Below are 19,890 nucleotides of genomic sequence, written 5' to 3'. Positions count from 1 at the left end.
CATCATGTCGTTTCTCAAGATTTCTCACCTCCGCAAGTCCTACGGCGCGCTCGAGATCCTGAAAGACATCAATCTCGAGATCGAGGAGGGCGGCTTCCTCGTGCTTGTCGGCCCGTCCGGCTGCGGTAAGTCGACCCTGCTCAACACGATTGCCGGGCTGGAGCCGATCACGTCCGGCGAAATCTCCATCAATGGCCGCAACGTCGCCGGCCTGCCGCCGTCTAAGCGCGACATCGCCATGGTGTTCCAGTCCTACGCGCTCTATCCGAACATGACGGTGGCGGGAAACATCGCCTTCGGCATGGAGATCCGCAAGGTTCCGAAGGAAGAGCGCGAAAAGGCGATTGCCGGCGTGGCCGAGATGCTGCAGATCGGCCACCTCCTCGACCGCAAGCCGAGCCAGCTCTCGGGTGGCCAGCGCCAGCGCGTCGCCATGGGCCGCGCCCTGGTGCGCAATCCGCAGGTCTTCCTGTTCGACGAGCCGTTGTCCAACCTCGATGCCAAGCTGCGTGTCGACATGCGCACCGAGATCAAGCGCCTGCATGCCCGCATGAAAACCACCATCGTCTACGTCACCCACGACCAGATCGAGGCGATGACGCTGGCGACCAAGATCGCCGTGCTGAAGGATGGCGTGCTGCAGCAGTTCGGTTCGCCGGCGGAAATCTACAACAACCCCGCCAACATGTTCGTCGCCGATTTCATGGGGTCTCCGGCGATGAACCTCCTGACCGCCAGGGTCGAGAACGGGGCAGGGGGTCTGGCGATCACGCTCGATCGTCCGGGCAGCACGCCGCTCTCCCTGCCGCTTGCCGCCGACAAGGCGGCGCTCTCCGCCCATGCCGGCCGCGACGTGGTGTTCGGCATCCGTCCCGAGGCGCTGACGGATCCGGACGGTTCCGACCGCAATGCCCGGACCCTGGTCGAGGGCGAATGCCTGATCGAGGTGGTGGAACCAGCCGGCTCGGATACTTTCGCCGTCACCAAGCTCGGCGGCAAGGAAGTCGTGGCGCGTCTGAGGGCCGATGCCCGCATCGCCGCAGGCCAGACGGCCAAGCTCGCCTTCAATCTCGACAAGGCGGTCTTCTTCGATCCGAAGACACAGAGCCGGATCGCCTGAGCACGGCCATGACAGAGACGCCCGACATCGTCATCATCGGCTCTGGGATCGGCGGCTCGACGGTTGCCGCCGGGCTTGCGCCGTCCGGTGCCAATATCCTGATCCTCGAGGCCGGCGACCATATCACCGACCGGCCGGAAAACCGCGACCAGCGGGCGATCTTCCAGCGCGGCCATTTCCGTCCGAAGGAGATGTGGTACGAGGCCGACGGCACGGCCTTCAATCCCGGCAATTATTACAATGTCGGTGGCAATTCGAAATTCTACGGTGCAGTTCTGGTGCGCTACCGCGCCGAGGACTTCGCCGAGATGAAGCATCGAGAGGGCGTCTCGCCGGCCTGGCCCTTCCCCTACGAGGAACTGGAGCCATGGTACACCGAGGCGGAGCGGCTCTATCGGGTGCATGGCGCGCTCGGAGAGGATCCGACCGAGCCCCCTCATTCGGCGCCCTATGCCTTCCCGCCGGTGCCCGACGAACCGGATATCGCCGCGGTGCGCCGGAAGCTGAAAGAGAACGGCTTGCACCCCTATTCCCTGCCGCTCGGCCTTGATCTCGACCGCTGGCTTGCCAAGGCAAAGACCCCGTGGGACGCGCATCCCAATTGCCACGACGGCAAGATGGACGCCGAGACGACGGCGCTGGCGCTGGCGCTTGAGCATCCGAATGTCACGTTGCAGGTCCGCTCGCGCGTCACGCGGCTCGAAACCTCCGAGGACGGTCGCCGGATCGTTGCCGTGCATGTGCTGCGCAACGGCGTTGCGGAACGGATCGCGCCGCGCCTCGTCATTCTCTCGGCCGGCGCCGTGCAGTCGGCGGCCCTCCTGCTGCGCTCGGCGGATGATCGCAACCCACGCGGTCTGGCGAACTCTTCCGACCAGGTCGGCCGCAATTTCATGAACCACAATTCGAGCGCCGTGCTGGCGATCTCGCCCTTCTACCGCAACACGTCGATCTACCAGAAGACCTTCGGCTTCAACAATTTCTATCTCTCGGACGGAAAGGGAGGGGCGCCGCTCGGCAATGTCCAGCTCCTCGGTCGCGTCTCCGGCCAGATCCTCAAGGCCAACATGCCCAAAGTGCCGGAATGGCTGCTGGAACGCATCTCCCGCCACGCGATCGATTTCTACGCCATGAGCGAGGACATTCCCCATCCGGAGAGCCGCGTCATGATCGATGGCGAGCGGATCATCCTCAAATGGCACCGCACCAACTGGGACGCCCATCTCGATCTCGTCGCCCACCTGAAACGCACCCTCAAGGCGGCCGGCTTCCCGATCGTGCTGTCGCGACCCTTCGACAAGCGCACGCCCTCGCACCAATGCGGCACGGTGCGGATCGGCGATGATCCGGCGACCGCACCGCTCGACATCTGGTGCCGGTCATTTGATCATCCCAACCTCTTCGTCGTCGATGCCGCCTGCCTGCCGACGTCCGCCGCCGTCAATCCGGCCCTGACGATTGCCGCCCAGGCGCTGCGTGTCGCGGCCCATATCCGCAGGGAGGACCTTGCCGCATGACCCGTTCCCGTCCTCTCGCCATCGTCACCGGCGGCCGTCGCGGCATCGGCCAAGGCATCGCCCGGGCGCTGGCCGCCGATGGCTTCGACCTTGCCGTCACCGGACTTGGGCCGCTGGCCGCCGAAGATGGCGTTCTGGCCGATCTCGAAACAAGGGGCGTCGAGGCCGCCTATTTCGAAGCCGATCTCGCCGAGGCCGCCGGCCATGCGGCGACGGTCGAGAAGATCATGGCGCGTTTCGGCCGGATCGACTGCCTCGTCAACAATGCCGGCATGGGCTCGGTCGTGCGCGGCGATTTCCTCGGGCTGACGCCGGAGAATTTCGACCGCATCATCGCCACCAACCTGCGCGGCACCGTATTCTTCACCCAGGCGGTGCTGAAGGCCATGCTGGCGCAGGCAGCGCCCGCCGCGGCGCGCGCGATCGTCAACATCACCTCCGTCTCGGCAGAGCTCAGTTCACCGGAACGCCTCGACTACTGCATGAGCAAGGCCGGTCTTTCGGCCTTCAGCAAGGGGCTTGCCCTCTATCTGGCTGAAAAAGGCATCGGCGTGTTCGAGATCCGCCCCGGCATCATCCGCACCGACATGACCGCGGGCGTGGCCGGCAAGTATGACGCGCTGATCGCGGACGGGCTGGTGCCGATGAAGCGCTGGGGCGAACCGGACGATATCGGCGGCGTGGTCTCGGCGCTTGCCTCCGGCCGCTTCGCCTTCGCCACGGGCTCGGTCATCGATCTCGATGGCGGGCTGTCGATCGGAAGGCTGTGAACTTGATTGCCCCTCACCCTGACCCTCTCCCCGCAAGCGGGGCGAGGGGATGGAGACGCTGCGGCGAGTTTCCTTCTCCCCGTTTACGGGGAGAAGGTGCCGGCAGGCGGATGAGGGGCACGTCACGAAGGAATGACTTGAGGAAGACGTTATGACCTACGACTACATCATCACCGGCGCCGGCCCGGCCGGTTGCGTGCTCGCCAACCGGCTGTCCGAGGATCCGGACGTCAAGGTTCTGCTGCTGGAGGCCGGCGGCGGCGACTGGAATCCGTTGTTCCACATGCCGGCCGGCTTTGCCAAGATGACCAAGGGCGTCGCCAGCTGGGGCTGGGAAACCGTGCCGCAGAAGCACATGAAGGGCCGCGTGCTGCGCTATACCCAGGCCAAGGTCATCGGCGGCGGCTCCTCGATCAATGCCCAGCTCTATACCCGCGGCAATGCTGCCGACTACGATCTCTGGGCCTCCGAGGACGGCTGCGAAGGCTGGGACTATCGTTCTGTCCTGCCCTATTTCAAGCGGGCCGAGGACAACCAGCGTTTTGCCGACGACTACCATTCCTATGGCGGTCCGCTCGGCGTCTCCATGCCGGTTTCGGCCCTGCCGATCTGCGACGCCTATATCCGCGCCGGTCAGGAACTCGGCATCCCCTACAACCACGACTTCAATGGAAAGCAGCAGGCCGGCGTCGGCTTCTACCAGCTGACCCAGCGCAATCGCCGCCGCTCCTCCGCCTCGCTGGCCTATCTGTCGCCGATCAAGGATCGCAGGAACCTGACGATCCGCACCGGCGCCCGCGTCGCCCGCATCGTGCTGGAAGGCACGCGCGCCGTCGGCGTCGAGGTGGTCACCGGCCGGGGTGTCGAGACGATCCGCTCCGAGCGGGAGGTGCTGGTTTCCTCCGGCGCGATCGGCTCGCCGAAGCTGCTGCAGCAATCGGGCATCGGCCCGGCCGACCACCTGAAGTCCGTGGGCGTTCCGGTTCGGCATGACCTGCCGGGCGTCGGTTCCAACATGCAGGACCACCTCGACCTGTTCGTCATCTCCGAATGCACGGGCGACCATACCTATGATGGCGTGGCGAAACTGCATCGCACGCTATGGGCCGGCATCGAATATGTGCTGTTCCGCACCGGGCCGGTCGCCTCCTCGCTCTTCGAGACGGGCGGATTCTGGTATGCGGATCCGCAGGCGCGCTCGCCGGACATCCAGTTCCATCTGGGTCTCGGCTCCGGCATCGAGGCCGGCGTCGAGAAGCTGAAGAACGCCGGCGTGACGCTCAACTCCGCCTATCTCCATCCGCGCTCGCGCGGCACGGTGCGCCTCTCCTCGTCCGACCCGGCGGCCGCTCCGCTGATCGACCCGAACTACTGGGAGGATCCGCATGACCGCAAGATGTCGATCGAGGGGCTGAAGATTGCCCGGGAAATCTTCCAGCAGGCGGCGCTGAAGCCTTACATCATGGCCGAGCGGCTGCCCGGCCCCAAGGTCATGACCGACGAAGAGCTTTTCAACTACGGCTGCGCCAATGCCAAGACCGATCACCATCCGGTAGGCACGTGCAAGATGGGCAGCGATGCCATGGCCGTGGTCGGGCTGGACCTCAAGGTACGCGGACTTGAGGGCCTTCGTGTCTGCGACAGCTCGGTCATGCCGCGGGTTCCCTCCTGCAACACCAATGCCCCGACCATCATGGTGGGCGAAAAGGGTGCCGACATCATCCGCGATCGGGCACCCCTGCCGCCGGCGGTCTTCACCCATGAACGCAACGACCAGCGCCCCCGGGCGCGGGCGAACATCCGATAGGGCCTTCCATGATCCGGCACTGCGTCTTCATCCGCTTCAAGCCCGAAACGCCGAACGAAACCAAGGCGGCAATCTATGCCGAGATCGCCGCGCTGAAAACGCGGCTGCCCGGATTTCTGGCAGCCCATATCGGCGACAATGTCAGCCCGGAGGCCGGCATGGACAAGGGCTATGGTGAGGGCTTCATCGTCGATTTCGATGGACCGGCGGCGCGGGACGCCTATCTTGCCGATCCGGAGCACCAGAAGACCGGCGCCAGGATCGTCGACAACGCCGTCGGCGGCCTCGACGGCATTCTGGTCTATGACATCGAGATAGCGGACCAAAATTCGTGACCCTGAGCGACCCACGCGGCTTCCTGACATCGCTTTTCGAGGCGGCAGTCCATGCCGCCGACCCCTATGCGGCGATCAGGGCGTATCTTCCTGAGACACCCAAGGGCCGCACCATCGTCATCGGCGCCGGCAAGGCGGCGAGCCAGATGGCGGCTGCCTTCGAGAGGTTGTGGGATGGCCCGCTCAATGGGCTCGTGGTCGCGCGCCACGGCCCTATCGAACCTTGCCAGCGCATCGCGGTCCTGCAATCGGCCCATCCGGTTCCCGACGAGGCCGGATTGCGGGCGTCGGATGCCCTGTTGAAGAGGGTCGAAGGTCTGACCGAGGACGATCTCGTCGTGGCACTGATCTCCGGCGGCGGTTCGGCGCTGCTGCCCGCCCCGCCGAAAGGGCTGACGCTTGCCGATGAGATCGCCGTGAACAAGGCCTTGCTTGCCTCCGGCGCACCGATTTCGGCGATGAACGTGGTGAGAAAACACGTCTCGCGCATCAAGGGCGGACGCCTGGCTGCAGCCTGTGCGCCGGCCCGCGTCGTCAGCCTGATCGTTTCCGACGTGCCGGGCGACAATCCGGCTTTCGTCGCTTCAGGGTCGACCGTGCCGTCGAAATCCTCCCCCGCGGAGGCGCTGGCGATCATCGCCGAATATGGGATGCAACTCCCCGCCGCCGTCCTCGCCCATTTGAAAACCGATGCCGCCGACGCGCCGGATCCGGCCGACCCGGTCTTTGCCCGCAACGAGGTCCACGTGATCGCCTCGGCTCGCGTCTCGCTGGAGGCGGCCGCGCGCAAGGCGGATGAGCTTGGCGTGCCCGCAGTCATCCTGTCGGATGCCATCGAGGGCGAGGCGCGCGACATCGGCCGCATGCATGCCGCGATTGCGCGGGAGGTGAGAGAACGAAACCGGCCCTTCGCCCGGCCGGTGGTGATCCTCTCCGGTGGCGAGACGACGGTGACGATTTCCAATGACCGCTATGGCAAGGGCGGCAGAAACAGCGAGCTTCTGCTATCGCTGGTCCTCGATATCGAGGGGACCGCCGGCATCCATGCGCTGGCGGCCGATACGGATGGCATCGATGGCTCGGAAAACAATGCCGGGGCCTTCGCCGACGGCACGACGGCGGCACGGATCCGCGCCGCCGGCGGCGATCCGCGGGCGTTTCTTGGCGGCCATGACGCCTGGTCGGCCTTCTCACTCGCCGACAGCCTGTTCGTGCCGGGGCCGACCGGCACCAATGTCAATGATTTCCGCGCGATGCTGGTGACCGACGACTAGGCAGTCGGCGTCCACGCGGCCAGAGTGGCAAGTCCCTTGGCCAGCAGCGCTTCGGCTGCCGCCTGGTCCGTGGCCTCGACATAGCAGCGCATTTCCGGCGCATTGCCCGAAGGGCGGAAGTGGACGACGCTGTCGTCGGCAAGGGTGACCCGCAGCCCGTCGATGTCGCTCACCGACTTGACCTGGCCCAGCGGCGCGACGAATCCCGCAAGATTGTCAGCCGATGCCCTCAGGTGCGCCATCAGCGCAGCGCTGCGCTCGACGGCAAAATTCTCCAGCCGGTCGCTGAGCGCGATCGGCAGGCTGTAGGCCGCCGCCAGCGCCGAGAGTGACTGCCCGGCCTTGGCCGCCGTGCCGAGCACGGCGAGCGCCGGCAGAAAACTGTCGCGCGTCGGCAGCGCCTTCAGCACGCCGTTCCCGACGGAAAAATCCGATCCCAGCATCAGGCCGCCATTGGCCTCGAAGCCGATCACACCCTCCTTGCCGGCGACCAGCGCTTCCTCCATCGCCGCAATCACGAAGGGCGACCCGACCCGCGTGCGCACCACATCGAAGCCGCCGGCGGCTTCCAGGCCGGAATTGGAGGTCACCGGCGTCGCCACCAGCTTTGCCCCGAGAAAGCGCGTGGCGATCAGGCCGAGAAAGTCGCCGCGCAACGGCCGGCCGTGCTCGTCGGCCACCAGCGGCCGATCGCCGTCGCCATCGGTCGAAACGATCGCATCGAGGGAAACCTCGTCCGTCCACTCGGCCATCAGGCGGATCGTCTCGTCGGAGACGGCCTCGGTGTCGACCGGGATGAATTGCTCGGACCGGCCGAGGGGAAAGACGGTCGCGCCATAGTGCTCGAACACCTTCACCATCATGTCGCGGGCAACCGTGCTGTGCTGGTAGATGCCGATCCTCAGACCTTCGAGCGCCCCGTCGGGCAGAACGGCCATGTTGCGCGCGAGAAAGAGCTCCGTCGCCGCCTGTTCGTGGTTCTCGCCCGCGCCCGCCTCGACCAGATTGGCGACGGGATCGCGGGAAAGGGCCTCGGCGAGCGCGGTGATCGCCGTTTCATCCGCTTTGGTAATCTCTTCGCCGGCACGATAGAACTTGATGCCGTTGCGGTCGGCCGGAATATGCGAGCCGGTCACCATGATCCCCGCCGCACCGATCTTGCCCCCATAAAGCGCCAGCGTCGGCGTCGGGATCGGACCGCAATCGATCGGCGTCAGGCCGGCGCGCTTGAGCGCGGCCATGACGGTAGCGACGATTTCTGGGCTTGAGGGGCGAAAATCCTGGGCGACGACGACCGGGCTGCCGGCGAGGGCCAGTTTCTCATCGAGCAGGAAGCGGGCAAACGCGGTGGCGTAGAGAGCGGAGACGCTGCCGACCAGTTCCGTCGAAAGTCCCCGCAAGCCGCTTGTCCCGAATTTCGCTGCCATGCCGCCTTCTCCTCTACCTGCCACGCATTCTGTCGTCTTCATAGGTAGGGCGATCGTGTGGATGAGGCAATGTCGGCTCTCTGCAGGGGCCAATGCAACGACCCGTCCAGAACGGTGAATCGAACAGGAATGACCTTATTCGCCGCCGGTTGCTCTTTGCGCAAAGGCTTCAAACTGTTCGCCGCGCATCATATGGATCTGTTCATCGCGGCAATGCTGGATCCCGACGCGTTCGTAGAAGGCCTGGGCGGAGATGTTCGCCCGGTCGACCGAAAGCCGGAGATGGCGGGCACCCCTCGCATATCCGCGGCTGGCTGCGGCCTGCAGCAGGCGCTCACCGATTCGCCTCCCGCGAAAGGCGTCATCGACATAAAGATCCTGAACATAGATGCCAGGTTTCCCGCGCCAGGTGGAAAAGCTTGAAAAACTCAGGCACATGCCGGCAAAGCGCCCGTCGACTTCGGCGATCAGTGCTTCGAAGGCGGGATTTGGGCCAAAACCGTATTGGAGTAGGTCTTCCGGTGTGCTTTCGATCTTGTGTTCGTCGCCGGTATGGCGCGCAAGCGACAGCAGCGCCTCGTGCAGCAGGCGGGCGTCGTCGGCCCGGGCCTCGCGGATCGTCACAGTCACTTTGCCGTTCACAGGAACTCCCTCGAAAGCTTGGCAGGCCGGTAAGAGCCGAATCCGGTTCGCGCCATGCGGACATTTATCCGTCATTGTCGGCAATGATCCAATAGAGCGGTCGAATGCCGCCCATAGATTTCAGGAATGGGAAAAGCTGGGGAGCAAAAACGAAAAGAGCCTGGCGCGGGAGGAGGTGCGCCAGGCTCTTAAACTTGATCGGCAATTGGGAGGAGGAGTATTGCCGATCCTATCTAGCGGCACTGGGAGGAGGAGTGCGCCGCTTCGATGGTTGTAATATATTCGCATCCGCAGAGAATGCCAGCTTCATTGCTGCAATGCAGCAGTGCGTTTTCCGCATGGCTTGAAGAGGGCCAGGTCTTCGCCATGGCTAAAATCCGCTGAAACGAGGGGCGAAAGGGGCTGGCGCCTTCCGAAACAGGTCATTTCTTGGGCGGGTTTGCGTGCCGCTCGTCGCCGTAACGCAGAGAGGGACGGCCGATGCGTGTACGAGGTTCTGTGTCGGCAAGCTATCGATCAAGCCGCGGAAACTTTGCATCCAGCCCAGCTTGTCGGCAATGTCGGATTTTTCATTTGCTTACTGCCGCGGAGCGGGGAAACTGCGCCCGCCGGTCGAAACCGCGACCGAAGCACAGACAATTTCCCGCCGGAGCCGCATCGCATGAAGCCGAACATCCTCCTCATCACCGCCGACCAATGGCGAGGCGACTGCCTGTCCGCGATCGGCCATCCGACGGTCCGGACGCCGAATATCGATGCGCTGGCCAGAGAGGGCGTGTTGTTCCGCCGCCACTATGCCGGCACGGCGCCCTGTTCGCCAGCCCGTGCGACGCTCTATACCGGCCTTTACCAGGCGAATCACCGCGTCTGCCAGAACGGCTCGCCGCTCGATGCCCGCTTCGACAATCTGGCGCTTGCCGCGCGCCGTGCCGGCTATGATCCGACCCTGTTCGGTTACACCGACGTCTCGCCCGATCCGCGCGCGGTCGATCCCCAGGACCCGGTGCTGACCAGCTACGAAGGCGTGCTGCCCGGCTTCACCGTCGGCCAGATCCTGCTCGAGCACGAGAAGCAATGGCTTTCCTGGCTGCGCTCGAAGGGCCGGACGGGGGCTCTCACCCGTGATGTCCACAGGACAGAACATCTGGGCGCTCCCCCCGCCTATTCGAGCGACGAGACGCAGACGGCGTTTCTGACCGACGCCTTCCTCGCCTGGTGCGAGATCCAGGATCGTCCGTGGTTTGCCCATGTCTCCTTCCTGAGGCCCCATCCGCCCTTCTGCGTGCCGGAACCCTATGCCAGCATGTTCGCGCCCGGCGACGGGCCGGTCTATGCCCGCGCCGCCGATCGGCAGGATGAGGCGGATGTGCATCCGTTCCTGCGTTTCGCCATGGCCATCCAGCAGAAATCGAGCTTCGTTCTTGGCGCCGAAGGGCCGGTCAGCGACTGGACGGCTGCGGATATCGATCGCATCCGCGCCACCTATTACGGCATGATTGCCGAGGTCGACGCCCAATTCGGCCGGATCGTTGCCGCGCTTCGCGACAGTGGCGAGTGGGACAAGACCATCATCGTCTTCACCTCCGACCATGCCGAAATGATGGGCGACCATTGGAGCCTCGGCAAGGGTGGCTATCACGACGGCAGCTACCACATCCCGCTCGTCATCCGCGATCCTGCGGCCATCGCAGCCGCTGGCAGGCAGGTCGATGCGTTCACCAGCGCGGCCGACATCATGCCGACGCTCTGCGAACGGCTTGGTCTCATCCCACGCAATCATCAGGACGGTCGCTCCCTCCTGCCATTCGTCACCGGTCAAGAACCGGAACGCTGGCGGGACGCGGCCTTCTTCGAATTCGATTTCCGCGACGTGGTGAATGCTACGCGGGAGGCGCAGTTCGGCCTGCGTTCCAATGAGTGCAACCTGTCGGTGCTACGCGACGAGGCATTCAAATACGTGCATTTTACAGGGATGCCGCCGCTGTTGTTCGACCTGAAGGCAGACCCGATGGAACTGCGCAATGTCGCGGAAGACCCGGCCTTCCTCGCGGTTCGCCTGCGCTATGCGGAAAAACTGCTGGCGCTTCGAGCGGCCCATCTCGACCAGACCCTGGCCTTCACCGAACTGACGGCCGAGGGTCCGGTGAGCCGGCCGACGGTGTAATCCGCGTGGCGTCGCCGGCGATCGTTTGCTTCGGCGAAAGCGGTAGTGCTTTGCGCTGCTTTCGGCTATAGCCGGCGGCAACGACATTGATGAGCTGGAGACAATGATGGCAGCGACGATTCGCTATCACGAAGGTGACATTTCCTCGGCCGATGCGGCCCGTTATACCGGCGCGATCGCCATCGATACGGAAACACTGGGCCTCGTGCCGCGCCGCGACCGCTTGTGTGTGGTGCAATTGTCGCCGGGCGACGGCACCGCCGACGTCATCCGCATCGCCGCCGGACAGAAGGAGGCGCCGAACCTGGTCGCCATGCTCGCCGATCAGAGCCGCGAGAAGATCTTTCATTTCGGCCGCTTCGACATTGCCGTGCTCTTCCACACCTTCGGCGTCACCACCACCCCGGTCTTCTGCACCAAGATTGCCTCGCGCCTGAGCCGCACCTACACGGACCGCCACGGCCTCAAGGACAATCTCAAGGAAATGCTGGAAGTGGATATTTCCAAGGCGCAGCAGTCGTCGGATTGGGCGGCCGAAATGCTGTCGCCGGCGCAACTCGAATATGCCGCCTCGGACGTTCTTTACCTGCATGCCCTGCGCGACAAGCAGATCGCGCGGCTGGTTCGTGACGGACGCATCGAGCACGCCAAGGCCTGCTTCGAATTCCTGCCCACACGCGCCAAGCTCGATCTGCTCGGCTGGGAAGAAACCGACATCTTCGCCCATAGCTGATTATTGTTCGCTCAGGTAAGGCCGAGGGTCAGGAGCTCTATCCGCGTCTTGGCCCTGCGCCGACCCGAGCCAGTACCTCGGGCGGGATCCGATAGCGCTCGACGGCGTCCGACTGGCTGCAAAAGCCGCAGATCTCCCGCTGAATGAAGAAAGCCCATACCAGCTCGGCGGCCTGGTCGGTGAGAACCTGGGTGCGTTGCGGGTCGATATCCTCCGCCCTTGCCTGCGCCAGGAGCGCGAGGGCAGCTTCCACTTTCCGGCCGGCGCGGCCAAGCGCATCGGCTTTCTCGGCGGCAAGCTCGTAGTCCAGCGCCAGCAGGCCCGTGCCATTGGAGGTGCTGAAGGAGGAGGGCGGGCGAAAGCTCATGTCATCCGGTCACGATTTTGTCCTGACGAAAAGATGGAGCGTCCGGTCGTCACTGGCAATGGCGTCAAGCCTGCGCAGCATTTGTTAACGAATCCGGCGCATTCTTCCGGGCCACGGAAACAAGACCAAAGACATGAATGCGACCATGATGGAAGCATCGACAAAACCTGCGGAAGTCGCCCGGACGGGCGCAGCGAGCCCGGTCGAACCACAGTCGCCTGGCGAAAATGCCGCCGTTGGCGAGATCTTCAGTCATTGGCTCGAACAGGCCGGCAGTTCCGCCACGAGTGCCACCATGGGCGTCCAGTGGGATGATGAGGAGGAACCGCAGGCCCCGGCCGCGGCGCAGAAGGCCTATGTTCCGGCCACCTGGCTTGATGCGCTTGGTGAGGGCCATTCCGAGCCGCGACCGGACCGTTCGGACCAGATTTCCGCGGTCAATTCCGACGATAACGGCCTTTACCGCATGTTCAGGACCGTTTCGCCCTGACGCTTAAGGCTGCATGGCGGCAGCGGCGTTTTGGCGAACCTCTTCGAAGCCCCAATCCTTCAGAATCCGTCCCTCCTGCCAGACGGGCTTGAGCAGGTTTTCCCGCTGTCCGAGCTCGGACAGCGGAATGGCGAGAATGTCGGATCCGTCGCGCACGACGGCCTGACGGCCGGCCGTCAGCGGTCGTTCGCGCGGATTGGCGGGTCGGCGACCGATGTCGTGCCAGGAGCCGGCCTCATCCTGCAGGGCGCTGGCGAGCATGGTGAACGACAGGGTGTCGCGGCTGAGTTTTTGCAGAAGCGTCGAGCCGACGCCGAAGGTGATGTTTTCGGCAGCAAAGCCCATGCCCTCCAGGCGTCCCAGGATCATCTGTATGTCCTGCAGCGTCACGCCGTCCGACTGGATGACGCGCACGGCGTCATCGAGCACCTTGAAACCCTTGCCGTTGAGGCGGGTGCCATAGGCATAGGCCAGTTGGGCCACGACCTGGACCGGTGTGTCGATCGGATCGCCGCTATCGGGGCGGACGATCAAGGTGGCTCCGGCGGCCCTCACCTTGGTCTGCAGCGTCTTGCCCCAGATCTCCGAAACGGCATTGTGCAGGTCGTAGCTGTCCGAGACGACCGAATAGGCGCCGAAACGGCCGAAACGGTCGATCATGTTGGAGTAGGCGTCCGTCTCCCGGCTCTGTCCCCAGGCGGTCATCGTCGTGTGTTCCGAGGCGGGCACCGAGCGGCCGGCCATCAGGGCCCCGTAACAGCGGCGCGCCTGGCGGATCGCCGGCAGCGAATCGGACATGTGGAAATGCACCAGATGCGCGACCCCGCCAAGAGCGGCCTGTTCCAGGCTGGTCGTGCTCCGGGCACCGAAATCGCTGACCATGGCCGCCATCAGCTGGTCGGCATGATCGGAAGTCCGCTCGAGGAATGGCCGGATTTTCTGGCGCAGGCGCCAGGAGAGCGTCACGACCGTCGAGGGATACCAGACCGCACGCAAAAGCGCCGTTTCCATATAGGAGGTCAGCCAGGCAAGCTTAGGATCGGTATTGACCACCTGCATCACCGGAACGCCGCGCCGGATTGCAACCCCTTCCGGCAAGGCTTCGATCCTCAGCGGCAGGTGCCCGCCATGGGCGTTCAGCACGTGCAGCCAGCCCGCTCGATCGAAAGGCTGGCCATGCAGCGTGGCGAACTCCTCGGCCTCATCGATGTCGGCCATCGTAACGGCCTGCGACAGGTAGTCCTTCAGGAACATCTGCAGGCCGAAGAACATCACCTCCGGCTTGTAGGAGTGGCCGCGCGTCGTGACGTAGCTGGAGATCGCCCGCGTGCCCTCGGGATATTGCAGGTAATGCCCCAGCTTGTAGCTGTCGGTATTCAGAATGGGATTCTGGTTGTTCATCGGGCAGCATCCGGCGATCTGTTGTCGGGCAGTAAACCTGCTCGTGCGGGATTGGCATTGGCCAAAAGCTGTACGCGACACCCCCTTGGGCGGCAAGGCAAGACGTCGCAATTATGGTTAATGCTTTATTAACACTTGTGCCGCAGGGTACGGGATCAAGGACAGGGCAGGCCCCTCCTTGAAAGCGCCGTCGTCGTCGACGGGTCCAATCCGGTCGCATGAGCGAACCGTTATTGCCAGTGAAACGTCAGCCAATTGCAGGATGGGGAGCTGCCATGCTGCCTCCGGTCAATGCCGTTACCAATTCATCCATGGCCTTCCAGGACCCGCGTGCCGCGCAAGACGGTGCGGCCGAGGAGGCAGTCCGTCCGCGGCCCTTGGTGCCGCATGCTGCAAACGCGCTGGAGCAGAGCGCGGCGATCGCCGGCCGCCTCAACCTTCTCATGCTGTCCGGCCGGGAGCAGGTGTCCGAAAACCTGGTCCTGCTGGTCAACCTGCTGGGCGCTCGGCTCGGCATGGAGCGGCTGGAGGGCGAGGCCCCTAGGGCCTATATCGGGCGTCTCGTCCAGGCGCTGGGCGAGTTGGCGCCGCAGGCTCGGCAATCGGTCCAGCGACAGTTGTCGCAGATGTTTGGCGGCTTGCAATTGCGCACGTTGATGGACGCCTTCCGCAATCCGGCCGGGCCGGAGGCGGCCACGCTTGCAATCTATCTGGAGCTTCACCGTATCAAGGACAAGGATCTCGCCGCCCGCACGGTGATCACGTCCTATCGGCAGAATGCCGGAGAGAGCCGCCCGGCGACAATGCCGCTTGCGGCCCCGATCGTTGCGACCCCCATGAGCCCCGCCCCTACCACGGCGCAGCCGAGCGGCCCGCCTGCACGGCCGCAGCAAGTGCCACAGCAGCAGGCCACGCGAAGTGAAGATATGCGGTTCGATGGCGAGGGGCCCGACGACCCGATGGCGCCGGTCGCGCGCGGCCGGCTTTTCAGCATGCCGGACGAGCGATCCAGCAAGGTACTGAAGCTCGCGGCGGCCCGCGCGCTGCAGACCGCCATGGCCCATGGCGGAGAGCGTATAGAGCCACGTCTGCCGGCAGAACTCGCGACCCCCGAGCTGCGCCGGGGCAGCGATGGCATCGATCCTTCAAAGGACCTCACGACGCGCCTGGACGGCAAGCGTGTCAGTGAGGCCGATGTGCTCATGGCGCAGAGCCAGAGGGGTGCCGAGGAGCCCGGCAAGGCCGCCGGGACCGTCGGGCGCGTGATTCCTGCCGAAATGATAGAGGCCGAAGCCGGACCGGTTCCTTCCAAAACCGCTTCACACGCCGAGAAGGCTGATCCGATTGCACCTCTGCCGTCGGCAGAGTTTGGCGAGGAGCTGCCGGACACCCGGGAACAGCCGAAGGCGCAAGCCAAGACAGAGACGCTTTTCGTCCTCAAGGGTTGGACGGAGGAGGATTTGAGCGGCGCCGAAGCGCTTCTGCCTTCGCCTCTGCCGGCAGATGGTGACGGCGGCCCCGATCCGGCGCGCGTGTTCGGCTTTGGGGAAGCAGGCAGCGCCGAGGATGATAAAGCGCCGCAGGACATCGGCCTCACCGCCGGCCAGGACGACTTCGATGCCGGGGAGGCCGGCCATGCGGGGCACCCTGTCGATGACACGCCGGAAGAGCTGGAAAGTGCCGCCGCCAATGCTGAAAGCGTCGAAGGTGAACCATCGCCCCAGGAGAGCACCGCAAGCGAACTCCCCGATTCCGAGATCGCCCTGCAACGTCAGACCGTTGCCGGACGTGAAGGCGTACCGCTGCCGGTGATCAATTATCTCTTCGCTGCCGACGAAATCGCCGAGAAGATGGAATTGAAGCACCGCTTCAGCGACGAGCAGGGCGAGGAAGCAAAGGACGATGGTGCCGATGATTTTGCCGAAGAGCCAGGCGATGACGAAACGGAGGGCGAGGCGCAGGAGGACACCGGCGCCCGGCAAGAGCTGAGCGACGACGGAGGCGCGGGCCAGATCGCGGCTGGTGTCGAGGGCGAAACGCCGAACGATCTGTATTGGCGGATGGCCGGCTGGTCCTGAGGCTGGCGGCAGCCCGGGATACGCCTGCCGCGCCTCATTCATCCCAACGAAAAGCCCGCCGGTCGATGACCGGCGGGCTCTTTCATTTCAGCAGTGTCGAGGCTTATTCGCCGCCGCGGTTCTTCAGAGCCGCGCCGAGAATGTCGCCGAGCGAAGCGCCCGAGTCGGACGAACCGAACTGTGCGACGGCTTCCTTCTCTTCAGCGATTTCCAGGGCCTTGATCGACAGCATGACCTTGCGATCCTTCTTGGAGAAGTTGGTCACGCGGGCATCGACGATCTGGCCGACCGAGAAGCGTTCCGGACGCTGCTCGTCGCGGTCGCGGGAGAGATCGGCGCGACGGATGAACGAGGTGATGTCTTCGTGGTTGACGAGCTTCACTTCGATACCGCCATCGTTGATGCCGATGACTTCGCACGAAACGACGGCGTTCTTGCGCAGGTCGCCGGAAGCGGCGGCGTCGCCGACCGAGTCCTTGCCGAGCTGCTTGATGCCGAGCGAGATGCGTTCCTTCTCGACGTCGACGTCGAGAACGACGGCCTTGACCACGTCACCCTTGTTGAACTCCTCGATGACCTGTTCGCCCGGACGGTTCCAGTCGAGGTCGGAGAGGTGAACCATGCCGTCGACGTCGCCTTCGAGGCCGATGAACAGGCCGAATTCGGTCTTGTTCTTGACTTCGCCTTCAACTTCAGTGCCGGCCGGGTGGCTGTAGGCAAATGCCTGCCACGGGTTCTCGAGGGTCTGCTTGAGACCGAGCGAGATGCGGCGCTTCGACGGATCGACTTCGAGAACGACGACGTCGACGTCCTGCGTGGTCGAAAGGATCTTGCCGGGATGAACGTTCTTCTTCGTCCAGGACATTTCCGAGATGTGGATCAGGCCTTCGATGCCCGGCTCCAGCTCGACGAACGCACCGTAGTCGGTGATGTTCGTGACGGTACCGGAGATCTTCTTGCCGACCGGGTACTTGGCGGCAATGCCATCCCACGGATCCGACTCGAGCTGCTTCATGCCGAGCGAGATGCGGTGGGTTTCCTGGTTGATGCGGATGATCTGTACCTTGACCGACTGGCCGATGGACAGGATTTCCGACGGATGGTTGACGCGGCGCCATGCCATGTCGGTGACGTGCAGCAGGCCGTCGATGCCGCCGAGGTCAACGAACGCACCGTAATCGGTGATGTTCTTGACGACGCCGTCAACAACCTGGCCTTCTTCGAGGTTCTGAACGATTTCAGAACGCTGCTCGGCACGCGACTCTTCGAGAACCGTACGGCGCGAAACAACGATGTTGCCGCGACGCTTGTCCATCTTGAGGATTTCGAAGGGCTGCGGGTTGTGCATCAGCGGGGTGACGTCGCGGATCGGACGGATGTCGACTTGGCTACGCGGAAGGAAGGCAACGGCGCCGTCGAGGTCAACCGTGAAGCCGCCCTTGACCTGGTTGAAGATGACGCCTTCAACGCGCTCGCCGGCTTCAAACTTGGCTTCCAGCTTGATCCAGCTTTCTTCGCGACGAGCCTTCTCGCGCGACAGAACAGCTTCGCCGAGAGCGTTTTCGATGCGCTCGACATAGACTTCGACTTCGTCGCCGACCTTCAGCGTGCCGTCCTTGGCACGGGCGCCGAATTCCTTGAGCGCGATCCGGCCTTCGACCTTGAGGCCGACGTCGACGATGGCGACGTCCTTCTCGATGGCCGTGATGATGCCCTTGGTGACATAGCCTTCTGCCAGATCGGTCTTGGCAAAGGACTCTTCGAGCATTGCCGCGAAATCATCGCGCGAGGGAGTAGAAACAGACATGAAATCTCCTAAACGCATCCAATCAAGGACGCGGTATGCGCCGGGGGGTTCGAGTTTAACGAAGCCTGACAGATCGTCCGCCCTTCAAAGGGCTGTCCGGCGCGGGGACGATCATATCGGCTGGTTCGATCAAGGTTCCCGGCAAGCCGGGTTCCGCAGTTCAATCTGTCTTCAAGGCAGCGTCGATGATGTCTCGGGCCGCCCGGAATGCCGCGTCTATACTCATTTCCGACGTGTCTAGCAAGTGCGCATCGTCCGCAGGTTTCAAAGGGCTGTCGGCGCGCTCCATGTCGCGCGCGTCGCGCTTCTTCACATCGGCGAAGACCGTGTCAAACTCAGCCGAACCGCCCGCGGCGATGATCTCGTCGTAACGACGCCGGGCGCGCACGTCGGGCGAGGCAGTGACGTAGAGCTTCACCGGCGCGTCGGGGCAGACGACCGTGCCGATGTCGCGGCCGTCGAGCACGGTGCCGGGCTCTCTGGCGGCGAACCGGCGCTGGGCGGCGACAAGGGCGCGGCGCACGGCGGGCATGACGGCGATCCTGGATGCGGCCTCGCCAATAGCGTGTTGTGCGAGAACGGATCGGTCGAGCCCGGCAAGCTCGATCTCCAGCGCCGTCTTTTCCGCGATGGCCTCGTCGTCCAGCGGCAGGCCGGCATCGAGCAGCGCCTTGGCGACGGCGCGGTAGGTCAGGCCGGTATCGAGATGGTGGAAGCCATAATGCTCCGCGACCAGCCGCGAAAGCGTTCCCTTGCCCGCCGCAGCCGGCCCGTCAATGGCGATGGTGAAAGACGTCATTGTAAACTCTGCCTTGCCCGATTTCGAATGTCGTGGTCCACCCGGACACCCTGGCCCCGGCTGCCCTCATACTGTCGCGGAGGAAGGGGCGCCACCGGTGGGCGGTAAGCTCCAAGCGCCATGCAGGTTTTCCTCCGGCCGGCCTTCGTGCGAAACACCGGAGGCGAACGCCGACGCTGTTTTCGCGCTGGTTAACACATGGCGGTGACACGGTCATCCCCGGATGGCCAAAAAGCTCGCCGACGGCTTGCGAAGTTTGCCTTTGACAGAAGAGATTGCAACGACTATGGGGACCCGCTAACAGTTTCACCGGGTAAGACCGGATTGACCGCACGCGCCGGTATATTCTTCAGGACTTCAAGAGGCTTTGACAGTGGCGAAAGCAGAACTTGGCACCAAACGCACCTGCCCGGACACGGGGAAGAAATTTTACGATCTGAACAAGGATCCGGTCGTATCGCCTTACACCGGCAAATCCTGGCCGCTTTCCTATTTCGAGGAGACCTCGGTCGCCACGATCATGGAGAAGGCGGAAGAGGAAGAGGTGGCTGAAGTCGACGCCGAAAACACCGAAGTCGAGCTCGTCTCGCTCGAGGACGCGGACGACAACGGCGGCAATGACGACATTCCGGATATCGGCGACGACGACGTCGAACTCGACGATGATGATGACGACACCTTCCTCGAAGCCGACGAAGACGATGACGACGACGACATGACCGGCATCATCGGCGTCACCGGCGACGACGACGAAGTCTGATCGACCGCTGCCAGGCTCGGAAAACGAAAAAATTTCCGAGCCTGCAATTTTCGGCTTGCCATCTCCGAACACCGGAAGTAATAAGCCGCCACCCCGCCGGACAGTTTGTTCGACAGGGTCCCGGAACCGGCACTGCCGGACCCATGGTATGGGGCTATAGCTCAGCTGGGAGAGCGCTTGCATGGCATGCAAGAGGTCAGCGGTTCGATCCCGCTTAGCTCCACCAAATCTTCCCTGAATAAAACCTATCCGTTTGGACGGCCTTGCCTTAGGTGTCGCGAGATGCGCGGTTTGTTTCTGCCGTCGACCCCTTTGCCAAAACAAGTCAGGCATCAGGCCCGCGCGTCGCTTGCTGCAGTCCGGAGATTCGCCTAGGAAATCGCCTACAGGCATCGGGCA

17 protein-coding genes and 1 tRNA gene are annotated in these 19,890 nt (G+C 63.9%); 12 read left to right on the top strand and 6 right to left on the bottom strand.

What is annotated here, in order from left to right; translation table 11 throughout:
- The first annotated feature begins 4 nt into the window (after positions 1 to 4).
- From RHIZ70P_RS03220 to RHIZ70P_RS03195, 6 genes are all read left to right on the top strand, one after another.
- Positions 5 to 1,120 (top strand): ABC transporter ATP-binding protein, encoded by a 1,116-nt coding sequence (locus RHIZ70P_RS03220; protein WP_115668910.1) that lies wholly within the window; start codon positions 5 to 7, stop codon positions 1,118 to 1,120.
- An 8-nt stretch (positions 1,121 to 1,128) separates the two neighbouring features.
- The gene (locus RHIZ70P_RS03215) at positions 1,129 to 2,637 is read left to right on the top strand and encodes an FAD-dependent oxidoreductase (RefSeq protein WP_181903926.1); all 1,509 of its coding nucleotides are present in this window, start codon (positions 1,129 to 1,131) and stop codon (positions 2,635 to 2,637) included.
- A complete protein-coding gene (locus tag RHIZ70P_RS03210; protein WP_115668909.1) occupies positions 2,634 to 3,407 on the top strand; it encodes a 3-ketoacyl-ACP reductase in 774 nt (257 codons plus the stop codon). The genes RHIZ70P_RS03215 and RHIZ70P_RS03210 overlap by 4 nt, the downstream gene beginning before the upstream one ends.
- Before the next feature lie 151 nt (positions 3,408 to 3,558).
- Entirely contained in the window at positions 3,559 to 5,214 is a 1,656-nt protein-coding gene (locus tag RHIZ70P_RS03205) for a GMC family oxidoreductase (RefSeq protein WP_115668908.1), read from the top strand.
- Between the two features lie 8 nt (positions 5,215 to 5,222).
- Positions 5,223 to 5,549 (top strand): Dabb family protein, encoded by a 327-nt coding sequence (locus RHIZ70P_RS23210; protein ID WP_115668907.1) that lies wholly within the window; start codon positions 5,223 to 5,225, stop codon positions 5,547 to 5,549.
- Complete coding sequence (locus tag RHIZ70P_RS03195) at positions 5,546 to 6,823, top strand: glycerate kinase type-2 family protein (RefSeq protein WP_115668906.1); 1,278 nt, start codon at positions 5,546 to 5,548, stop codon at positions 6,821 to 6,823. Before RHIZ70P_RS23210 ends, RHIZ70P_RS03195 begins: the two co-directional genes overlap by 4 nt.
- On the opposite strand, the gene RHIZ70P_RS03190 is transcribed toward RHIZ70P_RS03195, so the two are convergent.
- Both RHIZ70P_RS03190 and RHIZ70P_RS03185 read right to left on the bottom strand, forming a co-directional pair.
- Positions 6,820 to 8,250 (bottom strand): phosphomannomutase, encoded by a 1,431-nt coding sequence (locus RHIZ70P_RS03190; protein ID WP_115668905.1) that lies wholly within the window; start codon positions 8,248 to 8,250, stop codon positions 6,820 to 6,822. The genes RHIZ70P_RS03195 and RHIZ70P_RS03190 overlap by 4 nt on opposite strands.
- Before the next feature lie 135 nt (positions 8,251 to 8,385).
- Positions 8,386 to 8,892 carry a GNAT family N-acetyltransferase gene (locus RHIZ70P_RS03185; protein ID WP_235842121.1) on the bottom strand — a complete coding sequence of 169 codons (507 nt, stop codon included), beginning with the start codon at positions 8,890 to 8,892 and terminating at the stop codon, positions 8,386 to 8,388.
- 661 nt (positions 8,893 to 9,553) lie between these two features.
- Here RHIZ70P_RS03185 and RHIZ70P_RS03180 point away from each other — a divergent pair.
- On the top strand, positions 9,554 to 11,056 hold the full coding sequence (locus tag RHIZ70P_RS03180) for an alkaline phosphatase family protein (protein ID WP_115668903.1): 1,503 nt from the start codon (positions 9,554 to 9,556) through the stop codon (positions 11,054 to 11,056).
- 106 nt (positions 11,057 to 11,162) lie between these two features.
- The gene (locus RHIZ70P_RS03175; protein ID WP_115669057.1) at positions 11,163 to 11,789 is read left to right on the top strand and encodes a ribonuclease D; all 627 of its coding nucleotides are present in this window, start codon (positions 11,163 to 11,165) and stop codon (positions 11,787 to 11,789) included.
- Between the two features lie 37 nt (positions 11,790 to 11,826).
- Here the strand turns inward: RHIZ70P_RS03175 and RHIZ70P_RS03170 are convergent, their stop codons facing one another.
- On the bottom strand, positions 11,827 to 12,156 hold the full coding sequence (locus RHIZ70P_RS03170; RefSeq protein WP_115668902.1) for a DUF6665 family protein: 330 nt from the start codon (positions 12,154 to 12,156) through the stop codon (positions 11,827 to 11,829).
- 133 nt (positions 12,157 to 12,289) lie between these two features.
- On the opposite strand from RHIZ70P_RS03170, the gene RHIZ70P_RS03165 reads away from it, so the two are divergent.
- A complete protein-coding gene (locus tag RHIZ70P_RS03165; RefSeq protein ID WP_115668901.1) occupies positions 12,290 to 12,646 on the top strand; it encodes a hypothetical protein in 357 nt (118 codons plus the stop codon).
- Between the two features lie 3 nt (positions 12,647 to 12,649).
- Here RHIZ70P_RS03165 and RHIZ70P_RS03160 read toward each other — a convergent pair whose 3' ends face one another.
- Positions 12,650 to 14,047 (bottom strand): nicotinate phosphoribosyltransferase, encoded by a 1,398-nt coding sequence (locus RHIZ70P_RS03160; RefSeq protein ID WP_115668900.1) that lies wholly within the window; start codon positions 14,045 to 14,047, stop codon positions 12,650 to 12,652.
- 275 nt (positions 14,048 to 14,322) lie between these two features.
- On the opposite strand from RHIZ70P_RS03160, the gene RHIZ70P_RS03155 reads away from it, so the two are divergent.
- Positions 14,323 to 16,125 carry a hypothetical protein gene (locus RHIZ70P_RS03155; protein ID WP_115668899.1) on the top strand — a complete coding sequence of 601 codons (1,803 nt, stop codon included), beginning with the start codon at positions 14,323 to 14,325 and terminating at the stop codon, positions 16,123 to 16,125.
- A 103-nt stretch (positions 16,126 to 16,228) separates the two neighbouring features.
- On the opposite strand, the gene rpsA is transcribed toward RHIZ70P_RS03155, so the two are convergent.
- Both rpsA and cmk read right to left on the bottom strand, forming a co-directional pair.
- On the bottom strand, positions 16,229 to 17,932 hold the full coding sequence (gene rpsA / locus RHIZ70P_RS03150) for a 30S ribosomal protein S1 (RefSeq protein WP_115668898.1): 1,704 nt from the start codon (positions 17,930 to 17,932) through the stop codon (positions 16,229 to 16,231).
- A gap of 160 nt (positions 17,933 to 18,092) precedes the next feature.
- Positions 18,093 to 18,731, bottom strand: a complete 639-nt coding sequence (gene cmk / locus RHIZ70P_RS03145; protein WP_115668897.1) for a (d)CMP kinase — start codon at positions 18,729 to 18,731, stop codon at positions 18,093 to 18,095.
- Between the two features lie 373 nt (positions 18,732 to 19,104).
- On the opposite strand from cmk, the gene RHIZ70P_RS03140 reads away from it, so the two are divergent.
- A complete protein-coding gene (locus RHIZ70P_RS03140) occupies positions 19,105 to 19,491 on the top strand; it encodes a TIGR02300 family protein (protein WP_115668896.1) in 387 nt (128 codons plus the stop codon).
- 150 nt (positions 19,492 to 19,641) lie between these two features.
- Positions 19,642 to 19,717, top strand: a tRNA-Ala gene (locus tag RHIZ70P_RS03135).
- The last annotated feature ends 173 nt before the right edge of the window (positions 19,718 to 19,890 follow it).

Source organism: Paenirhizobium selenitireducens ATCC BAA-1503, from assembly GCF_900492185.1.
GTDB lineage: Bacteria > Pseudomonadota > Alphaproteobacteria > Rhizobiales > Rhizobiaceae > Allorhizobium > Allorhizobium selenitireducens_A.
The sequence above is the reverse complement of the archived record's forward strand: the minus strand, read 5'-3'. Positions and strand labels throughout refer to the sequence as shown.

Excerpts from the sequence above, each read along its gene's own strand:
- RHIZ70P_RS03220 (WP_115668910.1), top strand. The coding sequence starts at position 5 with ATGTCGTTTCTCAAGATTTCTCACCTCCGCAAGTCCTACGGCGCGCTC.
- RHIZ70P_RS03215 (WP_181903926.1), top strand. The coding sequence starts at position 1,129 with ATGACAGAGACGCCCGACATCGTCATCATCGGCTCTGGGATCGGCGGC.
- RHIZ70P_RS03210 (WP_115668909.1), top strand. The coding sequence starts at position 2,634 with ATGACCCGTTCCCGTCCTCTCGCCATCGTCACCGGCGGCCGTCGCGGC.
- RHIZ70P_RS03205 (WP_115668908.1), top strand. The coding sequence starts at position 3,559 with ATGACCTACGACTACATCATCACCGGCGCCGGCCCGGCCGGTTGCGTG.
- RHIZ70P_RS23210 (WP_115668907.1), top strand. The coding sequence starts at position 5,223 with ATGATCCGGCACTGCGTCTTCATCCGCTTCAAGCCCGAAACGCCGAAC.
- RHIZ70P_RS03190 (WP_115668905.1), bottom strand. The coding sequence starts at position 8,250 with ATGGCAGCGAAATTCGGGACAAGCGGCTTGCGGGGACTTTCGACGGAA.
- RHIZ70P_RS03180 (WP_115668903.1), top strand. The coding sequence starts at position 9,554 with ATGAAGCCGAACATCCTCCTCATCACCGCCGACCAATGGCGAGGCGAC.
- RHIZ70P_RS03175 (WP_115669057.1), top strand. The coding sequence starts at position 11,163 with ATGGCAGCGACGATTCGCTATCACGAAGGTGACATTTCCTCGGCCGAT.
- RHIZ70P_RS03170 (WP_115668902.1), bottom strand. The coding sequence starts at position 12,156 with ATGAGCTTTCGCCCGCCCTCCTCCTTCAGCACCTCCAATGGCACGGGC.
- RHIZ70P_RS03165 (WP_115668901.1), top strand. The coding sequence starts at position 12,290 with ATGAATGCGACCATGATGGAAGCATCGACAAAACCTGCGGAAGTCGCC.
- RHIZ70P_RS03160 (WP_115668900.1), bottom strand. The coding sequence starts at position 14,047 with ATGAACAACCAGAATCCCATTCTGAATACCGACAGCTACAAGCTGGGG.
- RHIZ70P_RS03155 (WP_115668899.1), top strand. The coding sequence starts at position 14,323 with ATGCTGCCTCCGGTCAATGCCGTTACCAATTCATCCATGGCCTTCCAG.
- rpsA (WP_115668898.1), bottom strand. The coding sequence starts at position 17,932 with ATGTCTGTTTCTACTCCCTCGCGCGATGATTTCGCGGCAATGCTCGAA.
- cmk (WP_115668897.1), bottom strand. The coding sequence starts at position 18,731 with ATGACGTCTTTCACCATCGCCATTGACGGGCCGGCTGCGGCGGGCAAG.